The sequence below is a fragment of the Streptomyces sp. NPDC024687 genome (assembly GCF_055559055.1).
Window position 1 is genome coordinate 74,207 of record NZ_JBVHLJ010000008.1, and the last position, 25,366, is coordinate 99,572.

Below are 25,366 nucleotides of genomic sequence, written 5' to 3' on the forward strand. Positions count from 1 at the left end.
GTTGGCGCGGCTAGTGCACGCCCATCCAGCTCTCGATCGGGTTGAGGGCGTAGTACACCAGGAAGATCACCGTCAGCCCCCACATGAAGGCGCCGATCTCCCGCGCCTTGCTCTGCGCGACCTTGATCGCGACGTAGGAGATGACGCCCGCGGCCACACCGGCCGTGATCGAGTAGGTGAACGGCATGACCACGACGGTCAGGAAGACCGGGATCGCGGTGGCGCGGTCGGCCCAGTCGACGTGGCGGGCGTTCATCATCATCATGGCGCCGATCACCACGAGGGCGGCGGCCGCGACCTCGCCGGGCACGATCGCCGTGAGCGGGGTGAAGAACAGACAGGCCGCGAAGAACAGTCCGGTGACGACGGAGGACAGTCCGGTACGGGCACCCTCGCCCACTCCCGTCGCCGACTCGACGAACACGGTCTGGCCGGAGGCACCGGCCACCCCGCCGATCGCACCGCCCGCGCCGTCGATGAACAGGGCCTTGGACAGGCCCGGCATCCGGCCCTGTGCGTCGGCCAGTTTCGCCTCGGTGCCGACGCCGATGATGGTGGCCATCGCGTCGAAGAACCCGGCGAGCACCAGCGTGAACACGATCATGCCGACCGTCATCGCGCCGACCTCGCCCCAGCCGCCGAACTCGACCGTGCCGAAGATCGAGAAGTCGGGCATGGAGACCGCTCTGCCGTGCAGTTCGGGCGCGCCGCTCGCCCACTGCTTCGGGTCGACGGCACCGGTGGCGTTGAGAATCACGGCGAGTACGGTCCCGCCGAGGATGCCGATCAGGATGGCGCCGGGGACGCCTCGCGCCTGGAGCATGAAGATCGCGAGGAGGGTGAGGGCGAACAACAGGACGGGCCAGCCCGCGAGTTCGCCCGTGGGGCCGAGCGTCACCGGGGTCGCTTTGCCCTGGTGGACGAAGCCGGCCTTGTAGAAGCCGATGAGGGCGACGAACAGGCCGATGCCCATGGTGATCGCGTGCTTGAGGGCCAGCGGGATCGCGTTCATGATCATCTCGCGCAGGCCGGTGACGACCAGCAGCATGATGACCACGCCGTACATCACGCACATGCCCATGGCCTGGGGCCAGGTCATCACGGGCACGACCTGCGAGGACAGCACGCCGGAGACGGAGAGGCCGGCGGCGAGGGCGAGGGGCACCTTGCCGAAGAATCCCATCAGCAGCGTGGTGAAGGCCGCCGCGAACGCGGTCGCGGTGATGAGTGCCTTCTGGCCGAGCGTGTCTCCCGCCGCGTCCTTGCCGGACAGGATCAGGGGGTTGAGCAGGAGGATGTACGCCATCGCCATGAAGGTGGTGACGCCGCCGCGCAGTTCACGCGCGACCGTGGATCCTCGCCGGGATATGTGGAAGTACCGGTCGAGCCAGGACCTGCCGGCCGGGACGCGGGTGCCTTCTCCCGCGTCGTCGGCCGTGGTCCTGGGTTCCAGGGACTGCTGGGTCATGGTGCCGTCTCCCAAGGTTCACAGGGACACCCGTGCAACCGCCTTGTCGGGCACGGGATTTGGGATGTGCACGACCCGGGGGACGGCCCAGGACGGACAGTTGGGGCCCGGGGGACGAGGTCCCCCGGGGAAACTCACCGGTGCATCACGTGCCGGTCAGGTGCTCCGGCCGTACCGGTGTCCTGTTGAGCTCCAGCCCGGTCGCGTTGCGGATCGCCGCGAGCACGGCCGGGGTCGAGGACAGGGTGGGTGCCTCGCCGATGCCGCGCAGCCCGTACGGCGCGTGGTCGTCGGCGAGTTCGAGCACGTCGACGGGGATGGTCGGCGTGTCGAGGATCGTGGGGATCAGGTAGTCGGTGAAGGAGGGGTTCCTGACCTTCGCCGTCTTCGGGTCGACGATGATCTCCTCCATCACCGCGACGCCCAGGCCCTGGGTCGTACCGCCCTGGATCTGGCCGATGACGGACAGCGGGTTCAGCGCCTTGCCGACGTCCTGGGCGCAGGCCAGCTCGATCACCTTGACCAGCCCGAGCTCGGTGTCGACCTCGACGACCGCGCGGTGGGCGGCGAAGGAGTACTGGACGTGTCCGAAGCCCTGCCCGGTGCGCAGATCGAAGGCCTCGGTGGGCCGGTGCCGCCACTCCGCCTCGACCTCGACGCTCTCGTCCTCCAGCACGTCGGCCAGGTCCGCGAGGACCTCGCCGCCGTCGGTGACGACCTTGCCGCCCTCCAGGAGCAGTTCGGCGGTGGCCCAGGCGGGGTGGTAGGAACCGAACTTGCGGCGCCCGAGCTCCAGGACCTTCTCCCGGACGAGCTCGCAGGAGTTCTTGACGGCGCCGCCGGTGACGTACGTCTGGCGCGACGCGGACGTCGAACCGGCGCTGCCCACCTGCGTGTCCGCGGGCTGGATGGTCACCTGCGCGACACCGAGCTCGGTGCGGGCGATCTGCGCGTGGATGGTGACCCCGCCCTGGCCGACCTCCGCCATGGCGGTGTGCACGGTGGCGACGGGCTCGCCGCCGACGACCTCCATGCGGACCTTCGCCGTGGAGTAGTCGTCGAAGCCCTCGGAGAAGCCGACGTTCTTGATGCCGACCGCGTAGCCGATACCGCGGACGACCCCTTCGCCGTGAGTGGTGTTGGACAGGCCACCCGGCAGCTGCCGTACGTCGGCCTGCTCGCCGGCCGCGAGCCACTGCTGCTCCGGAGGAAGCGGCATCGCCTTGACGCGGCGCAGGAGTTCGGCGACGGGCGCCGGGGAGTCGACGGGCTGGCCGGTCGGCATGAGCGTGCCCTGCTCCATGGCGTTCAGCTGCCGGAACTCCACCCGGTCCATGCCCACCGCGTCGGCCAGTTTGTCCATCTGCGCCTCGTAGGCGAAGCACGCCTGGACCGCGCCGAAGCCGCGCATCGCGCCGCAGGGCGGGTTGTTGGTGTAGAGGGCGATGGCCTCGATGTCGACGTCGTCGACGACGTACGGACCGATGCCGAGCGAGGAGGCGTTGCCGACGACGGCCGGCGAGGCGGAGGCGTACGCGCCGCCGTCGAGGACGATCCGGCACTTGACGTGGGTCAACTTGCCCTCGCGCGTGGCCCCGTGCTCGTAGTAGAGCTTGGCCGGGTGGCGGTGGACGTGTCCGAAGAAGGACTCGAACCGGTTGTAGACGATCTTGACGGGCTTGCCGGTGCGCAGCGCGAGCAGACAGGCGTGGATCTGCATCGACAGGTCCTCGCGGCCGCCGAAGGCCCCGCCGACGCCGGACAGCGTCATGCGGACCTTGCGCTCGGGCAGGCCGAGGACGGGCGCGATCTGCCGCAGGTCGGAGTGGAGCCACTGGGTGGCGACGTAGAGGTGGACGCCACCGTCCTCGTCCGGCACGGCGAGACCCGACTCGGGGCCGAGGAAGGCCTGGTCCTGCATGCCGAAGGTGTACTCGCCCTTGACGACGAAGTCGGCCTGCTTCGCGGCCTCCTGGACGTCACCGCGAATGATCGGCTGCCGGTGCACGATGTTGGGGTGCGGGACGTGCCCGATGTGGTGGTCGTCGCGGTTCTCGTGGACGAGGATCGCGTCGGGGGCGGTCGCGGAGGCCTCGTCGGTGATGACGGGCAGCTCGCGGTACTCGACCTTGATCTTCGCGGCGGCACGGCGGGCCGTCTCCGGGTGGTCGGCGGCGACGATGGCGACCGGCTCACCGTGGTGGCGGACCTTGCCGTGGGCGAGGACCGGGGTGTCCTGGATCTCCAGACCGTAGTTCCTCACCTCGGTCGGCAGGTCGTCGTACGTCATGACGGCGTACACGCCCGGCAGGGCCAGGGCCTCGCTCGTGTCGATGGACACGATCTCGGCGTGCGCGACGGTCGAGCGCAGGATCTGCCCCCAGAGCATGTCCTCGTGCCACATGTCGGACGAGTACGCGAACTCGCCGGTGACCTTGAGGGTGCCGTCGGGGCGGAGCGTGGACTCGCCGATGCCGCCCTTGGTCTGGGAACCCTGGGTGATCTTGGTGGGAGTGCCGTTGGGACTGGACACGTCAGACCGCCTCTCCCTGCCGGGCGGCCGCGAGGCGGACCGCGTCCATGATCTTCTCGTAGCCGGTGCAGCGGCAGAGGTTGCCCGAGAGCGCCTCGCGGATGTCCGCGTCGCTCGGGTTCGGGTTGCGCTCCAGCATCTCGTCGGCGGCGACCAGCAGCCCCGGCGTGCAGAACCCGCACTGGACGGCACCGGCGTCGATGAACGCCTGCTGGACGGGCGAGAGTTCGGTGCCCTCGCCGGTGTGGGAGTCCTGCCCCGCCGGCGCCCGGTGCCCGCACGAACGCTGCTTGGCGTAGTCCGCGAGCCCCTCGACGGTCACGACCTCGCGGCCCTCGACCTGCCCGGCGGCCACGAGACACGAACACACGGGAATCCCGTCGAGCCGGACCGTGCAGGACCCGCACTCGCCCTGCTCGCAGGCGTTCTTGGAACCGGGAAGCCCGAGCCGCTCGCGCAGCACGTACAGCAGGGACTCGCCCTCCCACACGTCGTCGGCTTCCTGCGGACGTCCGTTGACAGTGAAGTTGACGCGCATTACGCAGCTCCCTCCGTGGTGGCGGCGGTGCCGCGGTACGACTCCCAGGTCCAGGTCAGCGTGCGGCGGGCCATGATGCCGACCGCGTGGCGGCGGTAGCTCGCCGTGCCGCGGACGTCGTCGATCGGGCTGCAGGAGGCGGCGCACAGGTCCGCGAACTGCTTGGCGACCGAAGGGGTGATGATCTTGCCGTTGTCCCAGAACCCGCCGTCCTCGAGAGCCGCGTTCAAGAACTCCTCGGCGGCCTTGGCCCGAACGGGTGTGGGAGCGGCCGAACCGATCCCCGTCCGCACGGTCCGCGTCTCGGGATGCAGGGCGAGCCCGAACGCGCACACGGCGATGACCATGGCGTTCCTCGTCCCCACCTTGCTGAACTGCTGGGGCCCGTCGGCCTTCTTGATGTGCACGGCGCGAATGAGCTCGTCGGCGGCCAGCGCGTTGCGCTTCACGCCGGTGTAGAACTCGTCGATCGGGATGAGCCGGGCCCCCCGGACCGACTCGACCTCGACCTCGGCGCCGGCCGCGAGGAGGGCGGGGTGGGCGTCACCGGCCGGGGAGGCGGTGCCGAGGTTGCCGCCGACACCGCCGCGGTTGCGGATCTGCGGGGAGGCCACGGTGTGCGAGGCGAGGGCCAGGCCCGGGAGCTCGCCGCGCAGGTGCTCCATGATGCGGGTGTACGGCACGGAGGCACCGAGCCGCACGGTGTCCTCGCCGACCTCCCACTCGGTGAGGTCGGAGATGCGGTTCAGGTCGAGCAGGTACTCGGGCCGCCGATGGTCGAAGTTGATCTCGACCATCACGTCGGTGCCGCCCGCGATGGGCACAGCGGTGGGGTGCTCGGCCTTTGCGGCGAGCGCCTCCTCCCAGCTGGCGGGGCGAAGGAAGTCCATGACCGGCTCTCTTCTTCGTCTCGTGATCGTACGGATCGAGCCAGATCGTGTGCGGCGGGCCCGGCTCGTTCATGTGCTGTTTACGCGGAATGGAGCCAGTACACAGCCGTGTACTCCGACGGGGTCAGTCACGGAAACCATGAAGGAGTTGGCTGGTCGCGGCCCTCATCTTGTAGATTCGTATGAACGGAGGTCCTCGGTAACCACTATGTTTTCCTGCGGAAACGTGCGGCACAGCCCACGTGACCTGGGACACAGCCCCGGAGACGGCGAGAAGCCGCTCCCCCTCCACCGGCCCCTTCCCTCCATCGTAGATTTCGAGACAAAGAACGGCGGCGACGAGAATGCGGCTGCGCGCACTGCTGGACACCGACGCGCTGGGCCTGCGGCTGCTCGGCGGCGAGGACGAACTGGACCGCACCGTGCGCGGTGTGATGACCACGGACCTGCGGGACCCCAGCCGCTACCTCTCGGGCGGGGAACTGGTCCTGACGGGCCTCGCCTGGCGCCGGGACGCCGCCGACTCGGAGCCTTTCGTACGACTCCTGGTGCAGGCCGGCGTGGTCGCGCTGGCGGCCGGCGAGGCAGAGCTGGGCACCGTCCCGGACGACCTGGCCGTCGCCTGCGCCCGGCACCGACTCCCGCTGTTCGCGGTGCACGAGTCGGTGGCCTTCGCCACGATCACCGAGCATGTCGTACGGCAGGTCTCCGGCGAGCGCGCGGGCGACCTGGCGGCCGTGGTGGACCGGCACCGCCGCATGATGACCTCGGGCCCGGCGGGCGGCGGCCCCGACGTGGTCCTCGACCTCCTGGGCTCCGACCTGGACCTGCGCGCCTGGGTCCTGTCCCCCACCGGCCGCCTGATCGCGGGCCCGAAGGTGGCGGGCCCCGGCCTCCCCGCGGACACCTGCGCGAAGCTCGCGGCGGAACACCTGGCCGCGGCCCGCACAGGCCGCCGGGGCCCCTACAGAGTCACGCTCGGCTCGTCGACGTACTCCCTCTTCCCGGTCCGCAGCAGCGGCCGCTCCTCCCATGCCTCCAGGGACGTACGGGAGACGGTCCTGTCCGACTGGCTGCTGGCGGTGGAGGCGGACGCCGGCGACTGGCCGGAGGAGCGCCTGGACCTGCTCCAGGGCGTCACCCAGCTGATCTCCGTCGAGCGGGACCGCAGGGACGCGGCCCGCACGGTCCGCCGCCGCCTGGCCCAGGAGGTCCTGGAACTGGTCCAGACGGGAGCGGCACCGCCCGAGATCGCCGCACGCCTGCGCGTCGCCGCCCCGGTCCTCCTCCCCGGCCTGGGGGCGGCCCCCCACTGGCAGGTCGTGGTGGCGAAGGTCGAATGGCAGGACGGCGACCTGGAGGGCGGCGCCATGGCCCAGTCCCTCCTGGAGGAGATCCTGGTGGACCCGCAGGCGACCGGCCCCGAGCCCTCCGACCGCATAGCGGTGGCCCACACCGGCGACGAGGCGATCGCGCTGGTCCCCCTCCCCGCGGTCTCGACCGCACACGACGGCTCGGAGACGGGCATCCTGGCCGACGCCCTCTTGGAGTCGGTCCGGGACCCCCTCTCCGCGGGCCTGGACGACGACGGCAGGGTCACCCTGGGCGTCAGCGCGTCGGTCCATTCGGCGGAGGGCCTGCGCGGCGCCCTGGAGGAGGCCCGCCACGCCCGCCGGGTGGCCGCGGCCCGCGTCGGCCGGGTCTGCGCGGCCGGCCACCAGGAGCTCGCCTCGCACGTCCTGCTACTCCCCTTCGTCCCCGACGACGTACGCCGCGCCTTCACGGCCCGCCTCCTCGACCCGCTCCGCGACTACGACCGCCGCCACCGGGCCGAGTTGATCCCCACCCTGGAAGCCTTCCTGGACTGCGACGGCTCCTGGACCCGCTGCGCGACCCGCCTCCACCTGCACGTCAACACGCTGCGCTACCGCGTCGGACGGATCGAGCAGTTGACGAGCCGCGACCTCTCGCGCCTGGAGGACAAGCTGGATTTCTTCCTGGCACTGCGGATGAGCTGAAACCTGTGAGCCCCCCGACTCCCACGACTTTGTGAATTCCTTCACCCACCCCCTTGGCCGGGCCCGTCGTTTCGTGCTGAGATGCCGCCACCACTCAAAGCTCGACGGCGCGCTCGGGGAGGGCAACGTGGCGCATACCGCCATGTCTGGTAACGGAACGACCGCCGGTGACGATCCACTCCAGACCGCGGTATGGCGGCTGCGCTCACGGGCCTGCTGGGCCGACGCGGCCGCCCTGCTCCAACCGGTCACCGCACCGGCGGCCCTGCAGAGAGCCGCACTTCTGGTGGAACGCTGCCTGTACACGGAGCAGGGCTGGCCCGAGGCGGAGGACGCGCTGCGCACCGCCGAGGCACTGGCCCACAGCGACGAGGAACGGGGCGCGGCCGCTTGTGAACGAGGGCAACTTGCGTACGCCTCGACGCTCCACGGGGTCCGGGACCGCGCGGACGAGGCGCGGGCCGCGCTGGGCCGCGCGGCGGCACTGATCCCTCCGGGGGCTCCTGGGCGGGCCCTGCTGGACTTCCGCCGGGGTCTGCTGGCGGAGAACCTGACCCACTCCCCCCAGTCGGCCCGAGCCGCCTACCGCCGCGCCCACGCGGGCGCCACGGCCCAGTCCGACTCCCTGCTCCTGTCCTTCACCTGGCGCCACCTCGCCGGACTGGCCCTGCGCGAGGGCGAGTTGGCCGAGGCGCGCCACGGTTTCGCCGAATCGCTGCGCATCCGCGAGGAGTTGGGCTACCTCGTGGGCACGGCCCCGGCCCTCGCGTCCCTGGCGGACGCGGAGACAGAACCCGAGGCGTCCCGACTGCGCGAGGAGGCACGGCGGTTGTATCGCTTGCTGGGCGGCGTACCCACCTGGCTCTCCCGACAGCTGACGCCACCGGCGGCCACGGCGTGAGGTGACGGGGCGGGTGCGGGTCGGTGGGGGCTGGTCGCGCAGTTCCCCGCGGGCAGCTGCGCTGGGCTTGGCGGGGCGCCCAAGGAGGTGCCGGGTGACGTTGTCGGGCGGGTGCACGTGCGTTGTGGCTGGCCGCGCAGTTCCCCGCGCCCCTAGGGGGTTGCAGTCACCTGTGCCAGGACGGACGCCCTAGGGGCGCGGGGAACTGCGCAGAACGCCCGCCCCCACCGAACCCGCACCCGAAGCCACCCTCACGCACCCCCGGCGAAATGCCCGCCCACCAATCCCCGCACCACATCCAGATCCCGCGCGATCAACGCGTCCAGCAGCGCCGTGTGCTCCGCCGCGTCCGCGATCAGATCCGCCCGGCCCCGCGCAGCGGACCCGCCCACCAGCGGCCACTGCGACCGCCGGTGCAAGTCCTCCGAGATCTGCACCAGTTGCTCGTTGCCCGACAGCAGCAGCACCGCACGGTGAAACCCCCGGTCGGCCTCCGCGTACGTCGCCGGGCACCCCGACGACGCGGCCCGCACGGTCGCCTCCGCCACCGGCCGCAACTCCGCCCACCGCTCCACCGGCACACTCCGCGCCAGCCGCAACACCACCGGCACCTCGATCAGCGCCCGCACCTCGGCCAGCTCCGCCAGTTCACGGGCCCCCCGCTCGACCACCCGGAACCCCCGGTTGGGAACGACCTCGACGGCCCCTTCCAGCGCGAGCTGCTGCATGGCCTCCCGCACGGGCGTCGCCGACACCCCGAACCGTTCGCCCAGCGCCGGCGCCGAGTACACCGCACCGGGCCGCAACTCCCCCGCCACCAGCGCCGTACGCAAGGCGTCGAGGATCTGCCCCCGCACTGAGGCCCGTTGCACGACAGGCCGAGGAATCGGCACCTCACTGTGGGTGTGCTCACCCCGGGCCCCGGAACCGGAGGAACCCGCGCCCGCCTCGGCCCGAGCCCGCCCCGCGTCGGAGGCCCGCATCTGCGACGGCACGCGGAAGGAGCTCTGCGCAGCCTGCTTCACGGGCACTCCTCCGGACGTGTCGGTACTTGGGGTCATTAACGGCAGGTTGTTACTCATGCGTCAAGCACCTTAGGCGCAGATCGCTCCAGTTCACATCTCGAAGTCCTTGGTAAGGTAAGCCTCACTTACCTGGACGGACGACTGCGAATCGGTGGCCCCCATGTCCACACCGCTGCCCACCCCCCGTTCCGCCACCGCCGTCACAGCCGCCTACGCCCGTCTGACCGGGGCCCTCCCGGCGCTGACGGTCACGGAGCTGCCCCAGGACACCCCCCTCCCGGTCACCGACGGCTGGGTCACCGCCGCCGCCCTGGCAGAGAACGCGGCCGCCCTGGACGCCTACCTCGCCTGGGACGACGAGCAGGTCCTCAGGGACAACGCCAGGAGGGGCCGCCCGGACGTGATCGCCGGCTTCGGTCTGCACCGCTACACCTGGCCGACCTGCCTCCTCTTCACCGCACCGTGGTTCCTGCACCGCCGGGTCCCCCGCTACCCCGTGACCCACGTCTCCTACGACCGCACCCGCGGCCCGATGTCCCTCGCGGTCCACCCGGGCCCCTTCGCCTGCCTCCCCGACGACCCGGCGTCAGCGCTCCCCGGCGCGTACCCGGTCCCCGACGAGGAGGCCCTGCGCGCCGAGCTGCGGGACGCGATCGCCGAGCACATGGAGCCGCTCCTCACCGCCTTCGGCCCGCGCATGCGCCGCCGCGGCAGGGCCCTGTGGGGCCTGGTGACCGACGAGATCGTCGAGGGGATCTGGTACGTCGCCGAGCTCCTCGGCGAGCACGAGAAGCGCCGGGCCGAGCACGCCCTGGAGCTCCTGCTGCCCGGGACGACGAAGCCGTACGCCGGCTCCCCGGCCTTCCGCTCCCTGGCCGGCCCGGACGGCGGCCCCCTGCGCACCCGGGACCGGGTGACCTGCTGCATGTACTACACCCTCGACCCGGACGACACCTGCGCCACGTGTCCGCGCACCTGCGACACGGCCAGGATCGCCAAGCTCACGGCAGCCGCAGCGAGTTGAGGCACCTTCAGGGGACCCCCGCCGGAGACCCCCTTCTGCCGTCCCGTAAGATCAACGCCGACTGGGACGCCCGTTCGGTTACAGGCTATTCACAAATTCCTCACCAGGCGCAGGAACTTTCCGAGGAACCACCCGTACGGGTAGTCTTATTCGAACTCAACTCCCGCCCCTCACGCGGCAGTTCGAGCAGAACGCCGCCCTGGGCAACCCCTTGCACTTCCTTGGCGGCCTCTTGCCCCGAAAACGCCTGAGGGCCGTTGGGATTGGGCCACTATGGCGGGCGATACGCCCTATCCCAATGCAAGGGACCCCAGATGAGACTGACCGACATATCGCTGAACTGGTTGCTTCCGGGCGCCGTACTGCTCCTGGGCATGCTGGCGGCGGTGGCGGTGCTCGCGCGGAGCAAGCGGTCCGGCGGGGAGCACGCGAAAGACGACTCGTGGGAGCGGAGCGAGGAGCGCCGCAGGCGCAAGGAGGCCATATACGGCACCGCCTCCTATGTCCTCCTGTTCTGCTGTGCGGCGGTTGCCGCCGCCCTCTCCTTCCACGGTCTGGTGGGCTTCGGCCAGGAGAACCTCGGCCTCTCCAACGGCTGGGAGTACTTGGTCCCGTTCGGCCTGGACGGCGCGGCCATGTTCTGCTCCGTCCTCGCTGTGCGCGAGGCCAGCCACGGCGACGCCGCGCTCGGCTCCCGGATACTGGTGTGGACGTTCGCGGGCGCCGCGGCCTGGTTCAACTGGGTGCACGCGCCCAGGGGTTTCGGTCACGACGGCGCGCCCCAGTTCTTCTCCGGCATGTCCCTCTCGGCGGCCGTCCTGTTCGACCGCGCGCTGAAGCAGACCCGCCGGGCCGCGCTGCGCGAGCAGGGTCTGGTGCCGCGTCCGCTGCCCCAGATCCGCATCGTCCGCTGGCTGAGGGCGCCGCGTGAGACGTACAAGGCCTGGTCGCTGATGCTGCTGGAGAACGTGCGCAGCCTCGACGAGGCGGTCGACGAGGTCCGCGAGGACCAGCGTGAGAAGGAAGCGGCCCGACTGCGTCGACGCGGCGAGCAGCGCGTGGAGCGAGCCCAGCTCAAGGCGATCAGCCGGGGTCACCGCGGCTTCGTCGGCCGGGGCGGCGGGCGCCAGTTGGAGCAGCAGCCGCAGGCCGCCGCCCTGGAGCGTGCCTCCGCGGAGCCCGCGATACCCAACCCGGAGCCGCTGCCCGTACGGCAGCGTCCCTCACTCCAGCCCGTCCGTGGCGCGTCGGAGTCGCACTCCGTCGACCTCACCGCGGAGGACGACACAATGGCCCTCCCGCGTCTCGACTCGCTGGAGCGCAAACTCAAGGATCTTGAGCAGCAGTTCGGCTAGGCGGCCAGGAGGCCGAAGCAGCACATGGGGAGGGGGCGTGACCGTGTCGGTCACGCCCCCTCCCCGTCGTTCACGCCGCTCCGGCGTCGAGTTCGAACCAGACGGACTTGCCCACGCCGTGTGCCCGTACGCCCCAGGCGTCCGCGAGGGACTGCACCAGGGCCAGGCCCCTGCCGTGCGTACCGTCGTCGGTGTTCGGTACGCGCACCCGGGGTATGCGGGCTACGAAGTCCCGCACCTCCACCCTCAGGGCCCGCGGTCCGACTGTGGCGATGACGACCGCGTCGCGGTCGGTGTGCACGAGTGCGTTGGTGACGAGTTCGCTGGTGAGCAGTTCGGCTATCTCGGATCGCCCGGGCCTCCCCCAGTGTCGTAACAACTCGCGCAAGGCCCTTCGTGTTTCTGGTACGGCCCCCAGGTCCGCCCGCTCCAGTCTGCGCCGGAGCTGCGGCGACTGCGCCTGCTCCCGGGCGCTGCCGGCCTTCTCCTCCACTGTCTGTGCCGAGAAGGCCCCTGCTGCCGTGGGACCGCCTCCTCGTGCCTGCCTCTTCATGACCCCCGCCCGCGTGCCGATGTCGGTTTCCCTCCTGCTCGAACACGTTCACGGGGATCCATGCCCCATAGTTCAGGCGCCAGTCATGTCGAATCGTCAACGACCAGGTGTTCGGCCACGTTTGCGGTGGCGACCATGGCCGTGCCGACCGAGCGGGCGAATCCCTGACCTCGTTCCGCGAGCCGCCGCGCACGACGGCGCTGTCGCGATGTGCATGCGCGCCCCGCGGCGGGCCGTACGGGCCGGCCGCCGGACGCCCCGGGCGGCGCGCGAGCCCTTCACGAGCGGGAGGTGCGGGAAAGTACCTGGTCGCGGGATGGTTCCGGGGGTCTGAGCAGATGGGCGGGCCGTGGCTGCTGGTCGGGGACCGGCCCCGGGCGCCCACGAACCCGGCCCGGCCTTCCGGTGAAGAGCCTGCCGTACGACGGTCCGCGCGCCCCTCGAACGGCGTGTGCCCCCGCCACCGGCACCCGACGAGCGGGGCCGGCGAGCGGGGGTGAGCCGGTGTTCGTGTGCCCTCGGGCGGTCGCCGAGGCCGCCCGGCATGGGCCGATCTGCCGACCCGGCGCTGCCGACTTCGACGTACCCGGCGAAGAGCTGGGGCAGCCGGGAAACTGGCCTGAATCCGCCGCTACTTGCTGCCGAGTCCCTTGGCGCCGATGTGGAGGATCTTGTGGCTGCCGCGGGTCATGTCGACCACGAGGGTGCTGGTCTGGCCCGCGCTCCAGGTGAGGGTGACCACGGCCTCGGTGCGGGTGGCGTTGGTGCCGTTGTCGGTGACCTTCCACGCGAGGGGCACGTTCTGGGCGCGCAGGACGCCGTCGGCGTGCTCCTTCTCCTCCCAGGCGTTCAGCTCCTTCTGGAAGGCGGGCGTGAGGTAGTGGGCGCGAAGGGCGTCCCGGAGGTCGCCGCTGCCCTCGTCGGTCACCGCGTCGATGTAGGCGCCGTAGAAGTCGGCGATGCGCGTGATGTTGTCGGAGGGCTTCCCGCTGACGCTGCGCGGTGCTCCGGCGGAGGCCTGGGCGGTGACGCCGAGACCGAGGGCCAGGGCGAGACCGAGGGCCAGGGCGAGACCGAGGGCCAGGGTGGTGCGGCGGGTCGCCTTGGTCGTGTTCATGTGTGTTCCCCGTTTTCTTTCTGGTTCCTGTGTGCCGGTGCTGTGGTGCGTGCGGGGCCGCCCGCCCGACCCCCGTGCGGGAGGGCGGCCCCGCTGCTCAGTGGAGCTTGTTCACCGCGGTGGCGGTCGTCTTCTTGAAGGCCTTCACCGGGGCGTCGGCGAAGTCGCCCATCTGGGACCACTCCACGACGGTGACGGTCCGGTCGTCCCGGCCGACCGACAGCAGGTGGATGTCGGTGGCGCCGTACGAGTGCTCCGTGTGCAGACCGTGCACCCGGGCGCCCTCCTCGACCGCGACCTTGCCGTAGTCCTTGTACGTCGCCTCGAGATCCGGGTCGCCCTGTTCGAGTCGGTCCGCGCAGGTGCGGATCTCCTTGTTCATACGGGCGGCGAGGGCCGCGGCCTTGGCCTTGGTGCCGACCTCGATCGTCAGCTGGCGGGCGCTGGTGTCCAGGTCGGTGCGGAAGTCGCGGTACCGGGAGTCGTAGCCCGGCAGCGCGTCCTTCAGGCAGAGCAGCAGTTCGTCCGGTACGCCGTCGGTCACCTTGCCCGCCGTCCAGGCGGACGAGGGGTGCGGCGGGAGGTCGGCGGCCGAGAGGAACCCGGGCGCGGCCGGCGCGGCTGCGGCCTGCACGGCGAAGGTGACGCCGAGCGTGAGGCCGGTGAGAGAGAGTACGGTGAGCGCGCCTGCTCGACTGCGCTTGGGCATGAGTGTCCCCCGTGAGATACGTGCATGGATGTGGGATGCCACCACGACGCCGGATGGTCGGTCCGGCCCGGTCGGGGTGACACCAAGAGCATCAGCGGTCCCAGGGGGCGGATGCAACACGGGACACGGGATCGGTCGGCATGGAACCATCCCATGCCGTCTGACGTGCAGGTATATGGAGTGCCTGGGATGCGGGATCAAGGGGGAATCGTTGTCGGCACCGGAACCACAGGACGATGTCCAGGAGTTCGCGGCCTTGCTGCGGCGGCTGAAGGAGCGCACGGACCGCAGCTACGGTTCGCTGGCCCGGCGGCTGAACATGAACACCTCGACGCTGCACCGGTACTGCGCGGGTGACGCCGTACCGGTCGACTTCGCACCGGCGGAGCGGTTCGCCGCGCTGTGCGGGGCGTCGGCCGAGGAGCGGATGGAGCTGCACCGGCTGTGGCTGTCGGCGGTGGCGGCGCGACAGCGGCCGCGGGCGGGCGAGACCGCGGAGGCGCCGGCTGAGGCGGAGGCCGGGGCAGGAGTGACGGGCGGCGCGACGGCGACGGCCGATGTGGCGCCCGCGGCAGATGGCGGTGTGACAGAAACAGTCGGCGAGGCGAGCACGGCGACCGCAGCGGCGGCGGCAGTGAGAGACGGCGACGCGGCGGGCGTGGGCGAGGCAGACGGCCACGCGGCGGACGTAGGCGCGGCGGGTGAGGCGGGTGCCCTGGTCGCGGGGCGCGGGGTCGCTCCGAGCCGCCCCTGGTACCGGCGTCGGCGTCTCCTCGTCACCGCGGCCGCCGTCGTGGTCGCTCTCGGCACTCTGGGCAGTCTTTCGGCGCTGCCGTCCGGCCGTCCCGCCTCGGACAAGGTGGCCCAGGCTCCTGACCCGTCCTCCCGGACGACCGCCTCGGGCCTGCCCGGCCGTTCCGGATCGCCGTCACCGAGTCCCTCCGCCACGTCCGCCTCCCCCTCGGCCCAGACCACCGGAGCACGACCCTCCGCTTCGGCGTCCCACGGTCGCGGCCCGGCGAAGGAGAGCTCGGGGGCCGGGCAGCAGGCGCCCGCCACCGGCACTCCCCTGACCTGGAGCGCGAACTCCCAGATCTGGGAGGGAAGCTGCGGCCACGACTACGTCATCGACAAGCCGCCCTCCCAGGTTCCCCCGCCCCCGCTGGTGCAGGACGCCGGGATCTGGGCGGCGACGCAGGGCGCGATCCACGGGCGGGAGACGAAGGTGCAGATCTCCGTGCAGGGACGGTCGTCCACGGCCGTCGTCCTGGAGGCTCTCCGCGTCCGGATCGCCGGCCGCAGCTCCCCGGCTCCCGGTACCGCGTACGCCATGGACCAGGGCTGCGGCGGCGGGATCACCCCGCGCGGCTTCGACGTGAACCTGGACATCGACCGTCCCGTCGCCCACGCGGTCGCCGGCAACGACACCGGGCAGACCGTCCCCGCGGTGCAGTTCCCCTACCGGGTCTCCGCCACGGACCCGGAGGTGCTGCTGGTCAACGCGACGACGCAGACGTACGACTGCAACTGGTACCTCGAACTCGACTGGTCCTCGCAGGGCCGCACCGGCACGGTCCGCATCGACGACCACGGCCGCCCGTTCCGCACGACCAGCATCAAGGGCCTGACCCGTCTCTGGTACGGCACGAACGCCGCGGGCGAGCGGGCCTGGGTACCCTCCGGCGCCTAGTGCCGTGGCAGGCAACGTTTGCGCGTGCAGGAGCGGCGTCCGGTGCGTGCTCTCGGCGTGCCGGCCGGAGGCCCTCGTACTGGACGTACTTGGGTCTTCGGCCGGTGCGGCGAGAGTGCGTGCCGGGCGTCGCGACGGGGCGAACGTTGCCTGTCGCGGCACTAGGAGCCGAGCGCGGACCCCACCCGGTGAGCCGTGCCGTCGGGGTCCACGTAGGCGAACTCCCGTAGCCCGTAAGGCGTGTCGGCCGGTTCGACGAAGCGGCCCTCGACGCCGGACGCCGTCCACTCGGCATGGACGGCGTCGGCGTCGCTCACGTACAGGTAGACGACGGCTCCGGTGCGCAGCGGGTCGTGCTCGGACCACTCGGTCAGGTGCATCGAGACCGCACCCCGCTCGACGTACCCGTACCGCTCCGGACCGTCGTAGGCACGCGCGGCAAAGCCCAGTAGGCGGTATCGCTCCAGGGCCGCGTCGAGGTTGCGGACCGGGACGACGGGCGCGACCTCGGTGAAGGCGATGTCTGGCATGCGGCCAGTCTCGCAGCCACAGGGCTCCTCAGGGCCGGGGCATGTTGCGGAGGTTGGAGCGGGCCATCTGGAGCATGCGGCCGACTCCGCCGTCGAGGACGATCTTGGAGGCGGACAGGGCGAAGCCGGTGACCATCTCCTTGCTGATCTTCGGCGGGATGGAGAGGGCGTTGGGGTCGGTGACGATGTCGACGAGGGCCGGACCCTTGTGCTTGAACGCCGACTTCAGCGCCCCCGGAAGGTCCTTGGGATTCTCGACGCGCACTCCGTGGGCACCGCAGGCCCGGGCCACGGCCGCGAAGTCGGGGTTCTTGTTGGTGGTGCCGTGGGAGGGGAGCCCGGCGACCAGCATCTCCAACTCGACCATGCCGAGCGAGGAGTTGTTGAAGAGGACGACCTTCACAGGGAGGTCGTACTGCACGAGGGTCAGGAAGTCGCCCATCAGCATGGAGAATCCGCCGTCCCCGGACATCGAGACGACCTGTCGCTTCCGGTCGGTGAACTGCGCCCCGATCGCCATGGGCAGCGCGTTCGCCATGGACCCGTGCGAGAACGAACCGATCACTCGGCGGCGGCCGTTGGGCGAGATGTAGCGGGCGGCCCACACATTGCACATGCCGGTGTCGACGGTGAACACCGCGTCGTCGTCGGCGAGTTCGTCCAGTACGGAGGCCACGTACTCGGGGTGGATCGGGACGTGCTTGTCGACCTTGCGGGTGTACGCCTTGACGACCCCTTCGAGCGCGTCGGCGTGCTTCTTGAGCATCTTGTCGAGGAAGCGCCGGTTCGTCTTCTCCTTCACCCGCGGCGTGAGGCACCGCAGGGTCTCCTTCACATCGCCCCAGACGGCGAGGTCGAGCTTGGAGCGACGGCCCAAGTGCTCGGGGCGCACGTCGACCTGGGCGATCTTGACGTCGTCGGGGAGGAAGGCGTTGTAAGGGAAGTCGGTGCCGAGCAGGATCAGCAGATCGCACTCGTGGGTGGCCTCGTAGGCGGCGCCGTAGCCGAGCAGTCCGCTCATGCCGACGTCGAAGGGGTTGTCGTACTGGATCCACTCCTTGCCCCTGAGGGCGTGCCCCACCGGTGACTTGACCTTCTCCGCGAACTCCATGACCTCGGCGTGCGCGCCCGCCGTGCCGCTGCCGCAGAACAGGGTGATCCTGTCGGCCTGGTCGATCATCTCGACGAGCTTGTCGATCTCGGTGTCGCCGGGGCGGACGCTGGGCCGGGAGGTGACGAGGGCGGTCTCGGCGGCCTTGTCGGGGGCGGGCTGGTCGGCGATGTCGCCGGGGAGGGTGACGACGCTGACGCCGGAGCGGCCGACGGCGTTCTGGATGGCGGTCTGCAGCAGCCTCGGCATCTGCTGGGGGCTGGAGATCATCTCGCTGTAGTGACTGCACTCCTGGAAGAGGCGGTCGGGATGGGTCTCCTGGAAGTAGCCGAGGCCGATCTCGCTGGAGGGGATGTGCGAGGCGAGGGCGAGGACCGGGGCCATGGAGCGGTGGGCGTCGTAGAGGCCGTTGATGAGGTGCAGGTTGCCGGGCCCGCAGGAGCCGGCACACGCGGCCAGGTTCCCGGTGATCTGCGCCTCGGCGCCCGCGGCGAAGGCGGCGGTCTCCTCGTGCCGTACGTGGACCCAGTCGATGGCGGCGTTGCGGCGGACCGCGTCCACGACGGGGTTGAGGCTGTCGCCGACGACGCCGTAGAGGCGTTTGACCCCGGCCTTGACGAGGATGTCCACGAACTGTTCGGCGACGTTCTGCTTGGCCATGGATCCACGCACCCCTTCGGTTTCCTTGGGTCCATCAATCCACAATGGCCGCGATCACGCCTCCCAAACAGCGGCGGCTGTACGGTCGTCGGCATATCCCTTGACCCGGACTTGGGAGTCGGCGAGGAACTCGGCGAGGCCGGGCGGGGGGCCTGACCACCGGCCCGTGAGGTACTCGCCCAGTTCGGGTTCGCCGCGCAGGGGGTCGGCGAGGCCGCCGGTGCACATCAGGAGGGTGTCACCCGGGCGGGCGACGGAGGCGCGGAAGCGGAAGGCTTCGCGGGGCGGCTCGGGGGCGGGTTCGTAGGGGCTCGGGGGTGTGGGGATGCCGAGGTCCATGGTGAGGCGGTCGCCGTCGGGGGTCTCGGGGGGCAGCGAGCCGAAGCCGACGACTGGTTCGCCGGTGACGTCGGTGATGCGGGGTTCGATGTCGTGCCACTCGCCGTCGCGGAGGCGGAAGAGGCCGCCCGCGCCGACGCCGAAGAAGACGCGGATACGGCAGTCGGGGTCGGCGGGCAGGAGCAGACAGCGCAGGGTGGCGGCGTACTCCTCCGGGTCGATGCCCTGCTCCACGGCGCTGGCGCGGAGCTTGCCGAGACTGCGGTCGGTGAGCCGGTGCAGCCCTGACTTCAGGTCCCCTCGGCGGGCGGCGCCGATGTCCTGCGCGAGCCGGGCGTGACTGCGCCCTATGGCCCGTCCGATCCAGTGACAGGCCTCCGCGGCGGCGCGGTGGGCGCCGGGAGTGGCGCGGGCGCCGGTCGCCATGGCGACGAGGATCAGCGCCTGGTCGCCGGTGCCGAAGCGGGCGGTGAGCAGGGAGTCCCTGCGCGGCTCGCCCCGGAACCTGGCCGAGTCCCCTCGCGCGGACACGGCCCGCAGTGTGCAGGCCCCGTACCTGGCCCCGTCGAGCACGGTGTCCGCCACCAGGTCGTCGAGTTCGTCGGGATCGGCGGGCGGGAGCGCGGTGGGTTCGGCGTCATAGGTGGGCGGCCCGGACCCGACGAAGCCGACGGGGGCGGGAGGGAGGGAGGGGAGGTCGAGGCGGGTGGCGGTACGGGGCGCCTGGGGCGCGGGGGCGGGTACGTCCTGGCCGTGACCGGGGGGCTCGGGTGTGGGGTTGGCCCGGGTGGAGCCGGGGCCACTGCGAGGTGGCGTGACTGCGGAGGTCTCCTGGGCGGCGCCAGGGTCGCGAACGGGGTTGGGGGGAGCAGCCCACCAGTCACCTTCACCGCGCGGTGCACCGGCTCCGCCTCGCTCCGAGGGTGGAAGCCTCTCGGGACGGCCAGAAGTCGGCACGTCCTCGACACCGTCGGCGGGGTCCGTGACACCGGAGACGGAGCCCTCCCGGGAGCCCCCCTCGCCCGCATCCTGTGGTGGCGGAGGCGGGCCCGCAGGGCGCGGTGGGGTGGACGGGTGTGGGGGTGCCGCGGTCGGGGGGGTCGGGGGCTCGGGCGGGGTGCGTGAGGGCGGAACCGTGGGGGGCGGAGGTGTCTCCGTGGACTCGAAGCCCGGTGGCCTGGGACCCGGTGGGAAGGACGCGGGTGGGTCGGGTGGCGGCGGTTCCCATGGGGGTCGGTGCCGGCCCCGTGAGGGAGCCGTCGCGTCGGAGACGCCTGTGCGCGGCGCGGGAACCCCGGTCCCGGACCCGGCAGCCTCCCCACCGGCCCCGGCCCCAACCTCGTCGGCCTCGCCCCCGGCGCTGTCCCGTACCGTCCCCGACGCCGAGGCGAAGCGGTCGTCCAGGGTGTCGGGGGCCGGTGTGGGGCCCGTGTCGTCGGTGGAGTCGTACAGCTGCCTCCACCAGTCGTCCTCGTGACCGGTGGGCATTCCCCCCTGCTGGCTCATGCCCCCAATTGTCCACCGCGTGGGCCGAATGAAAACGGGGCATCCACAAAATCAAGCGTCACCGTGCGCGCCGAACGGCGTGTCGAGTGAGGTGTCGAACTCCTGTTGCCAAAGAGGTCGCCGGAGCGACCCGGCCCCGATGCGCGGCCCGGACGAACATCGCTGACCTGCGCTTCCGGCTCCCCTCCTGCACCCTGGACAGATGGGAGTGTGGGACCTCCTGCTGGTCGGCCTGGTCATGCTGTTCGGCCTGGTCGGGGTTCTGGTGCCCGGCGTGCCGGGGTCCTGGCTCGTGTGGGCGGCGGTCCTGTGGTGGGCGCTGAAGGATCCGCAGCCGGTCGCGTGGAGCGTGCTGGTGGGGGCCACGGTCGCCCTGTTCCTCTCCCAGGTGGTGCGCTGGTCGCTGCCGCCGCGCCGACTGCGGGAGAGCGGGGCCACGCCGCGGATGGGGGTGTACGCGGGGGCAGGTGCGTTCCTCGGGTTCTTCCTGATTCCCGTGCTCGGCGCGATCCCAGGCTTCATGGGCGGCATCTACCTCTCGGAACGCCTGCGCCTCGGCCGCCACGGGGAGGCGCGGGCCGCCCTGCGCACGGCGATGCGCTCGGGCGGCTCCAGCGTGCTGGCGGAACTGTTCACCTGCCTGTTGATCATGGGCGCGTGGCTGGGGACGGTGCTGTGGGGCAGCTGACCTACGACCGCAGCCCTAGGCAGCCCTAGGCCGGGATTCCGATGTGCGGGCGGCGCGGGCATGTTTGGCTGGCTGCCATGACCGAATTCAGCGAGGCCGAGCGCGCGTACCTGAGGTCCCAGCGGCTGGGGCGGCTCGCCACCGTCGACCCGCAGGGACAGCCGCAGGCGAACCCGGTCGGCTTCTTCCCGCAGGACGACGGCACCATCCTGATCGGCGGCTACGCGATGGGCCGCACCAAGAAGTGGCGCAACCTCCGGAAGAACCCGAAGGTCGCGCTGGTCGTCGACGACATAGTCAGCCTGAAGCCGTGGACGGTGCGTGGCATCGACATCCGCGGGGAGGCGGAACTCCTCACGGGGCCGCACGACTTGGGCCCGCATTTCAGCGAGGAGCTGATCCGCATCCATCCGCGACGCATCCACAGGTGGGGGCTGGAGGAGTCCTAGAGGGCGCCTTCGAGGGTGAGCAGGGCCGTCTTGCGTTCCAGGCCGCCCGCGTACCCGGTGAGCAGGCCGTTCGCGCCGATCACCCGGTGGCACGGGCGGAGGATCAGCAGGGGATTCGCACCGATCGCGCCGCCCACGGCCCGGACGGCGACACGGGAGGCACCGACGCGGGCGGCGATCTCGCCGTACGTCGTGGTCGCGCCGTACGGAACGTCGTCGAGGGCGTCCCAGACGCGGGTCCGGAACTCGGTGCCCTCGGGCCGCAACTCCAGCTGGAACTCCTTGAGTTCACCGGCGAAGTAGGCGGCGAGCTGTTCCTCGGCGGCCCGGAAGGGACCGGGGTCGTGGACCCAGCCCTCCTGGACGGTACGGCCCTTCTTCTGCCCGGGGACCGACAGCGAGGTCAGCGCGCCGGTCTCGTCGGCGGTGAGGAGCAGGGTGCCGACGGGGCTGTCGAGACGGGTCCAGAGGATGGCCATGATTACTCCAACTCTCCTGCTGCACGCAGGTGTTGCCAGGCGTAGGAGCGCCAGGGGCGCCAGGTGTCGGGGGCTTCGGGGCCGGGCGGGGCGACGTCGGGATCGCCGAGGGCACGGCTGCGGATGACGGCGACGGTACGGGCGTCCAGGCCGGGCAGAGCGAGCAGCGCGCGCTGCGCCTCGTCGCGGTCGGCGCCCGGATCGAGTCGTACGGCGCCGTCGGCGAGGGCGGTGGCGAACGTGCCCAGGGGGCCGGCCGCCTCGGAGAGGGCCGCGGGTTCGGGGAAGAGGTGGGTGAGGCCGCCGCAGGGTGCGTCCAGGGTCTTGCCGTACCGCTGGACGAGCCGTTCGGATTCCCTCCGGCCCACCAGGGCCCGTACGGCGGACTCCTCGGGGTCGGCGGCGCCGGGCGACCGGAGTCCGGGGCGGGCGGCGACCAGGGGGGCGAGCCGGGGGTCCGCGCCGAGCCGCTCGTCGACGGCGTAGGGATCGGCGTCGAGGTCGAAGAGCCGCCGCAGCCGTCCGACGGCGGTGGTCAGGTCGCGGGGGTCGGTCAGGTGCAGCTGGGCGTCGAGCCAGCCGCCGGGGTGGGCGCCGGAGGTTGTCCTGGTCGTGCCGGGGCGTTCGTGGACGGCGACGATGCCGGTCCCGTGCGGGAGACGGAGGGTACGGCGGTAGGTGCGCCGTCCGGGTGCCCCGCTCACCTCCTCGACGCCGGGTACGGCCTCGCTCTCCAGCAGGTCGAAGACGGCGCCGGACCGGTAGGGGCCGCGGTGGGCCAGGCGTAGCGGAATGCCCGCTGTCGGCGTGGCCGTGCGGCGGGTGGTCCGGCCTGCGGCCCGCAGGGCGCTGGGGGTCGAGGCGTAGATCTCGCGGACCGTGTCGTTGAACTGCCGCACGCTGGCGAAGCCCGACGCGAACGCGATCTCCGTGACGGGCAGGCCGGTGGTCTGGAGCAGGACGCGCGCGGTGTGGGCGCGCTGGGCGCGGGCCAGGGCGACGGGACCGGCGCCGAGTTCGGCGGTGAGCTGGCGCTGGACCTGGCGTGCGCTGTAGCCGAGGCGGTCGGCGAGCCCGGCGACGCCCTCCCGGTCGACGACACCGTCGCCGATCAGGCGCATCGCCCGGCCCACCACGTCCGCCCGGACGTTCCAGTCCGCGGATCCCGGCACCGCGTCCGGGCGGCACCGCCGGCAGGCCCGGAAGCCGGAGCCCTGGGCCGCGGCGGCCGTGGCATAGAAGCGGACGTTGTGACGCTTCGGGGTTACCGCGGGACAGCTGGGCCGGCAGTAGATGCCGGTCGTCTCGACGGCGAAGAAGAACTCCCCGTCGAACCGGGCGTCCCGGCTGCGTACGGCTTCGTACCTGGTGTCTTCGTCCATCACGCCATCCAGTCTCCGCCGTGCAGGGGGGTGCTGCTGGCGGAAATCGGACACGGTGACGGGGAAGTCGCGTGGGTGCAGCCGGACAGACGGTGACTGCACCCACTCAGGGGCGCGACCAGCCCCCACCGCCTCTTACGCCCAGCGCCCCCGCTTCGCCTCCATCGCCGCCTTCCCCTGCGCTCCCCTCTTCTTCCAGTCCTTCCGGATCTCGGCACGGAGCCTGGCATCCGTCTTCGCGACGATCCGCTGGTTCTCCCGGATCAGCTTCCGGTAGCTCTCCAGCCGCCGCTCCGGCAGCTCACCGGAGTCGATCGCGGCCAGCACGGCGCACCCCGGCTCGCTCTCGTGCGCACAGTCGTGGAAGCGGCACCGCCCGGCCAGTGCCTCGATCTCGGCGAAGACCTGTCCGACGCCGGTCTCGGCGTCCCACAGGCCGACGCCCCTGAGGCCGGGCGTGTCGATCAGCACACCCCCGCCGGGCAGGGCGAGGAGGTTACGGGTCGTGGTCGTGTGGCGCCCCTTCCCGTCCGCGTCCCGCGCGGCCCGCACCGCCATCACGTCCTCGCCGATGAGGACGTTCGCCAGCGTCGACTTGCCCGCGCCGGACTGCCCGAGCAGCACGGTCGTACCGCCGGAGACGACCGCGACGAGAACGTCGAGCCCGTCCCCGTCCAGTGCGCTGACGGTCAGCACCGGAACACCCGGAGCCGTCGTCTCCACGTCCTGTACGAGATGCGCGAGCGTCGCCGCCTCCGGTACGAGGTCGGCCTTGGTGAGGACGACCACCGGCTGGGCACCGGACTCCCAGGCCAGGGCCAGGAAGCGTTCGATGCGCCCGAGGTCGAGTTCGACGGCGAGCGACACGGCGATGATCGCGTGGTCGACGTTGGCCGCGAGGATCTGCCCCTCGGACCGCTTGGAGGAGGTGGAGCGCACGAAGGCGGTACGGCGCGGCAGATACGTCCGTACGTAGCGGGGGTTGCCCGCGGGCTCGACGACGGCCCAGTCGCCGGTGCACAGGACCCGCATCGGGTCGGGCGGGGTGACGAAGGCGGTGTCGGCCCGCAGCATCCCGTCAGCGGTGACGAGGTCGCACTGCCCGCGGTCGACCCGGACCACACGTCCGGGCAGGAGCCCCTCGGGCTCGTAGGGGGCGAACAGGTCCGCCCATGCCTCGTCCCAGCCGTAGGGAGCGAGAGCGGAGAAAGCGTGAGAAGTGGAGCTGGAAGTCAAGGGAGACCCTTCACAGGGTGGCCCCGGCACGAGGAGTTGGTGTCAGCCGACGGCCACGGAGGTGGACTTGATGATCTGAATGCGGGCAGCGCTCGTCGCAAAGACAGCCATCGGTCGACACCTCCCTCGTTCCTCGCTCGTGGGGCATGGCAGCCGTGAGCCGCCGTGCGAAGCGTTCTCACCTTAGAGGCGCTCGCGTCGGGGGCGCCACCGGTTTTCGGACCCCGCTGCGAGCGCCACCCTCACTCGAACAGCCCGGTGCGCTGGTCGTCCGGGAGGAGCGGCTGTGGCATGGAACCGACCCCCATCTCCAGGAGACCGCGTGATGAGCCACCGCCCGCCCCGCCCAGCCCGCCCTCTACGCGCCCTCGCCCCGGCCCTGGCCGCCGGAGTCCTGCTGACGACCGCCGCCTGCTCGGACGGTGACGGTGACGACGCCGGGCCGGACCGCGCGGACACCACGCGGATCTCCTCCTCGCCCCTCGCGCAGGCGTCCCCGGCCCCGCTCACCCCGGCCGGGGCGCGGGCCGCGCTGGTGACCGAGGCGGACCTGGAGGACGACTGGAACCAGGTCAAGAACGCGGCCACCTGGCGCGACAGCCTGCTGGTCGGCAAGGTGGACGTCGCCGACTTCCTCACCGCCAAGGCCGACGCGGCCGACTGCCAGAAGCTGCTCGACCGGCTCTACAGCGACGACCTTCTGGGCAAGCCGTCCGGGGCGTCCGCACTCACCGGCTTCGAGGAGGGCGCGTCCCGGCTGCTGTACCAGGTGGCCGCCTATGACAAGGCCGCCCTGGACACCTCCTTCGCCTGGTTGAAGAGTCTGCCGGTCAAGTGCGACCAGTTCACGGCGAAGGACAGCTCGGGCGGGCAGCGCACGGTCCAGGTGGTCTCGACCTCCCTGCCCAAGGTGGGCGATGCCCGTCAGGGGCTGCGGGTCACGGTCCAGGGCACCTCGGGCGGTACGCCCGCCACCCTGACTCTCGACATCGCGGCCCTGCGGGTCGGCTCGGACGCGATCACCATCACCAACGGCGGCCTCGACGGGGCCGACCACGACAGCACCGAGCAGGCGGCCAAGCTGGGCACGGCCCGTCTCAAGGACGTCCACGCGGGCCGGACCCCGTCCGCCGACCCCGGCGAGCTCGACTGACGGTGTTCCCGC

22 protein-coding genes are annotated in these 25,366 nt (G+C 71.6%); 8 read left to right on the top strand and 14 right to left on the bottom strand.

Features of this window, described 5'->3' with window-relative positions; all coding sequences use genetic code 11:
* Nucleotides 1-10: 10 nt before the first annotated feature.
* From ACZ39I_RS29250 to ACZ39I_RS29265, 4 genes are all read right to left on the bottom strand, one after another.
* Nucleotides 11-1,468, bottom strand: a complete 1,458-nt coding sequence (locus ACZ39I_RS29250; RefSeq protein ID WP_467247700.1) for an NCS2 family permease — start codon at nucleotides 1,466-1,468, stop codon at nucleotides 11-13.
* Between the two features lie 145 nt (nucleotides 1,469-1,613).
* Nucleotides 1,614-4,001 carry a xanthine dehydrogenase family protein molybdopterin-binding subunit gene (locus ACZ39I_RS29255; RefSeq protein WP_467247702.1) on the bottom strand — a complete coding sequence of 796 codons (2,388 nt, stop codon included), beginning with the start codon at nucleotides 3,999-4,001 and terminating at the stop codon, nucleotides 1,614-1,616.
* Nucleotide 4,002: 1 nt separating this feature from the next.
* A complete protein-coding gene (locus ACZ39I_RS29260) occupies nucleotides 4,003-4,539 on the bottom strand; it encodes a (2Fe-2S)-binding protein (protein WP_352381691.1) in 537 nt (178 codons plus the stop codon).
* On the bottom strand, nucleotides 4,539-5,429 hold the full coding sequence (locus ACZ39I_RS29265; RefSeq protein WP_467247703.1) for an FAD binding domain-containing protein: 891 nt from the start codon (nucleotides 5,427-5,429) through the stop codon (nucleotides 4,539-4,541). Before ACZ39I_RS29265 ends, ACZ39I_RS29260 begins: the two co-directional genes overlap by 1 nt.
* A gap of 344 nt (nucleotides 5,430-5,773) precedes the next feature.
* On the opposite strand from ACZ39I_RS29265, the gene ACZ39I_RS29270 reads away from it, so the two are divergent.
* Together ACZ39I_RS29270 and ACZ39I_RS29275 are read left to right on the top strand one after the other, a co-directional pair.
* The gene (locus tag ACZ39I_RS29270; RefSeq protein WP_467247704.1) at nucleotides 5,774-7,447 is read left to right on the top strand and encodes a PucR family transcriptional regulator; all 1,674 of its coding nucleotides are present in this window, start codon (nucleotides 5,774-5,776) and stop codon (nucleotides 7,445-7,447) included.
* 127 nt (nucleotides 7,448-7,574) lie between these two features.
* Nucleotides 7,575-8,348 (top strand): hypothetical protein, encoded by a 774-nt coding sequence (locus tag ACZ39I_RS29275; RefSeq protein WP_352381697.1) that lies wholly within the window; start codon nucleotides 7,575-7,577, stop codon nucleotides 8,346-8,348.
* Nucleotides 8,349-8,599: 251 nt separating this feature from the next.
* Here the strand turns inward: ACZ39I_RS29275 and ACZ39I_RS29280 are convergent, their stop codons facing one another.
* The gene (locus ACZ39I_RS29280; RefSeq protein ID WP_467247705.1) at nucleotides 8,600-9,409 is read right to left on the bottom strand and encodes a GntR family transcriptional regulator; all 810 of its coding nucleotides are present in this window, start codon (nucleotides 9,407-9,409) and stop codon (nucleotides 8,600-8,602) included.
* Between the two features lie 124 nt (nucleotides 9,410-9,533).
* Here ACZ39I_RS29280 and ACZ39I_RS29285 point away from each other — a divergent pair, with 124 nt between their 5' ends.
* Both ACZ39I_RS29285 and ACZ39I_RS29290 read left to right on the top strand, forming a co-directional pair.
* Nucleotides 9,534-10,397, top strand: coding sequence for a (2Fe-2S)-binding protein (locus ACZ39I_RS29285; RefSeq protein ID WP_467247706.1), 864 nt, complete (start codon nucleotides 9,534-9,536; stop codon nucleotides 10,395-10,397).
* Nucleotides 10,398-10,711: 314 nt separating this feature from the next.
* Complete coding sequence (locus ACZ39I_RS29290; protein WP_467247707.1) at nucleotides 10,712-11,752, top strand: DUF2637 domain-containing protein; 1,041 nt, start codon at nucleotides 10,712-10,714, stop codon at nucleotides 11,750-11,752.
* Nucleotides 11,753-11,822: 70 nt separating this feature from the next.
* Here ACZ39I_RS29290 and ACZ39I_RS29295 read toward each other — a convergent pair whose 3' ends face one another.
* From ACZ39I_RS29295 to ACZ39I_RS29305, 3 genes are all read right to left on the bottom strand, one after another.
* Entirely contained in the window at nucleotides 11,823-12,305 is a 483-nt protein-coding gene (locus tag ACZ39I_RS29295; RefSeq protein ID WP_467247708.1) for an ATP-binding protein, read from the bottom strand.
* A gap of 631 nt (nucleotides 12,306-12,936) precedes the next feature.
* Nucleotides 12,937-13,422, bottom strand: coding sequence for a hypothetical protein (locus tag ACZ39I_RS29300; RefSeq protein ID WP_467247710.1), 486 nt, complete (start codon nucleotides 13,420-13,422; stop codon nucleotides 12,937-12,939).
* 97 nt (nucleotides 13,423-13,519) lie between these two features.
* A complete protein-coding gene (locus ACZ39I_RS29305) occupies nucleotides 13,520-14,131 on the bottom strand; it encodes a hypothetical protein (protein ID WP_403665380.1) in 612 nt (203 codons plus the stop codon).
* A 211-nt stretch (nucleotides 14,132-14,342) separates the two neighbouring features.
* Here ACZ39I_RS29305 and ACZ39I_RS29310 point away from each other — a divergent pair, with 211 nt between their 5' ends.
* Nucleotides 14,343-15,821, top strand: coding sequence for a helix-turn-helix domain-containing protein (locus tag ACZ39I_RS29310; RefSeq protein WP_467247712.1), 1,479 nt, complete (start codon nucleotides 14,343-14,345; stop codon nucleotides 15,819-15,821).
* 161 nt (nucleotides 15,822-15,982) lie between these two features.
* Here ACZ39I_RS29310 and ACZ39I_RS29315 read toward each other — a convergent pair whose 3' ends face one another.
* From ACZ39I_RS29315 to ACZ39I_RS29325, 3 genes are read right to left on the bottom strand one after another with little or no spacing between them, the layout of a single operon-like run.
* Complete coding sequence (locus tag ACZ39I_RS29315) at nucleotides 15,983-16,351, bottom strand: bleomycin resistance protein (RefSeq protein WP_467247713.1); 369 nt, start codon at nucleotides 16,349-16,351, stop codon at nucleotides 15,983-15,985.
* A 28-nt stretch (nucleotides 16,352-16,379) separates the two neighbouring features.
* On the bottom strand, nucleotides 16,380-18,122 hold the full coding sequence (locus ACZ39I_RS29320) for a pyruvate dehydrogenase (RefSeq protein WP_467247714.1): 1,743 nt from the start codon (nucleotides 18,120-18,122) through the stop codon (nucleotides 16,380-16,382).
* Between the two features lie 54 nt (nucleotides 18,123-18,176).
* Nucleotides 18,177-19,418, bottom strand: a complete 1,242-nt coding sequence (locus ACZ39I_RS29325) for a protein phosphatase 2C domain-containing protein (protein ID WP_467247716.1) — start codon at nucleotides 19,416-19,418, stop codon at nucleotides 18,177-18,179.
* A gap of 751 nt (nucleotides 19,419-20,169) precedes the next feature.
* On the opposite strand from ACZ39I_RS29325, the gene ACZ39I_RS29330 reads away from it, so the two are divergent.
* A complete protein-coding gene (locus ACZ39I_RS29330) occupies nucleotides 20,170-20,655 on the top strand; it encodes a DUF456 domain-containing protein (RefSeq protein WP_352381719.1) in 486 nt (161 codons plus the stop codon).
* A 77-nt stretch (nucleotides 20,656-20,732) separates the two neighbouring features.
* Entirely contained in the window at nucleotides 20,733-21,104 is a 372-nt protein-coding gene (locus tag ACZ39I_RS29335; RefSeq protein ID WP_467247718.1) for a PPOX class F420-dependent oxidoreductase, read from the top strand.
* Here the strand turns inward: ACZ39I_RS29335 and ACZ39I_RS29340 are convergent.
* The 3 genes from ACZ39I_RS29340 to rsgA all read right to left on the bottom strand — a co-directional run bounded on the left by ACZ39I_RS29340 (nucleotide 21,101) and on the right by rsgA (nucleotide 24,201).
* The gene (locus ACZ39I_RS29340; RefSeq protein ID WP_352381723.1) at nucleotides 21,101-21,583 is read right to left on the bottom strand and encodes a methylated-DNA--[protein]-cysteine S-methyltransferase; all 483 of its coding nucleotides are present in this window, start codon (nucleotides 21,581-21,583) and stop codon (nucleotides 21,101-21,103) included. The two genes, ACZ39I_RS29335 and ACZ39I_RS29340, sit on opposite strands and share 4 nt — an antisense overlap.
* Nucleotides 21,584-21,585: 2 nt before the next feature.
* Nucleotides 21,586-22,965 carry a DNA-3-methyladenine glycosylase 2 family protein gene (locus ACZ39I_RS29345; protein WP_467248073.1) on the bottom strand — a complete coding sequence of 460 codons (1,380 nt, stop codon included), beginning with the start codon at nucleotides 22,963-22,965 and terminating at the stop codon, nucleotides 21,586-21,588.
* 135 nt (nucleotides 22,966-23,100) lie between these two features.
* The gene (gene rsgA / locus ACZ39I_RS29350) at nucleotides 23,101-24,201 is read right to left on the bottom strand and encodes a ribosome small subunit-dependent GTPase A (protein WP_467247720.1); all 1,101 of its coding nucleotides are present in this window, start codon (nucleotides 24,199-24,201) and stop codon (nucleotides 23,101-23,103) included.
* A 325-nt stretch (nucleotides 24,202-24,526) separates the two neighbouring features.
* On the opposite strand from rsgA, the gene ACZ39I_RS29355 reads away from it, so the two are divergent.
* Nucleotides 24,527-25,354, top strand: coding sequence for a hypothetical protein (locus ACZ39I_RS29355; RefSeq protein ID WP_467247722.1), 828 nt, complete (start codon nucleotides 24,527-24,529; stop codon nucleotides 25,352-25,354).
* Nucleotides 25,355-25,366 lie beyond the last annotated feature (12 nt).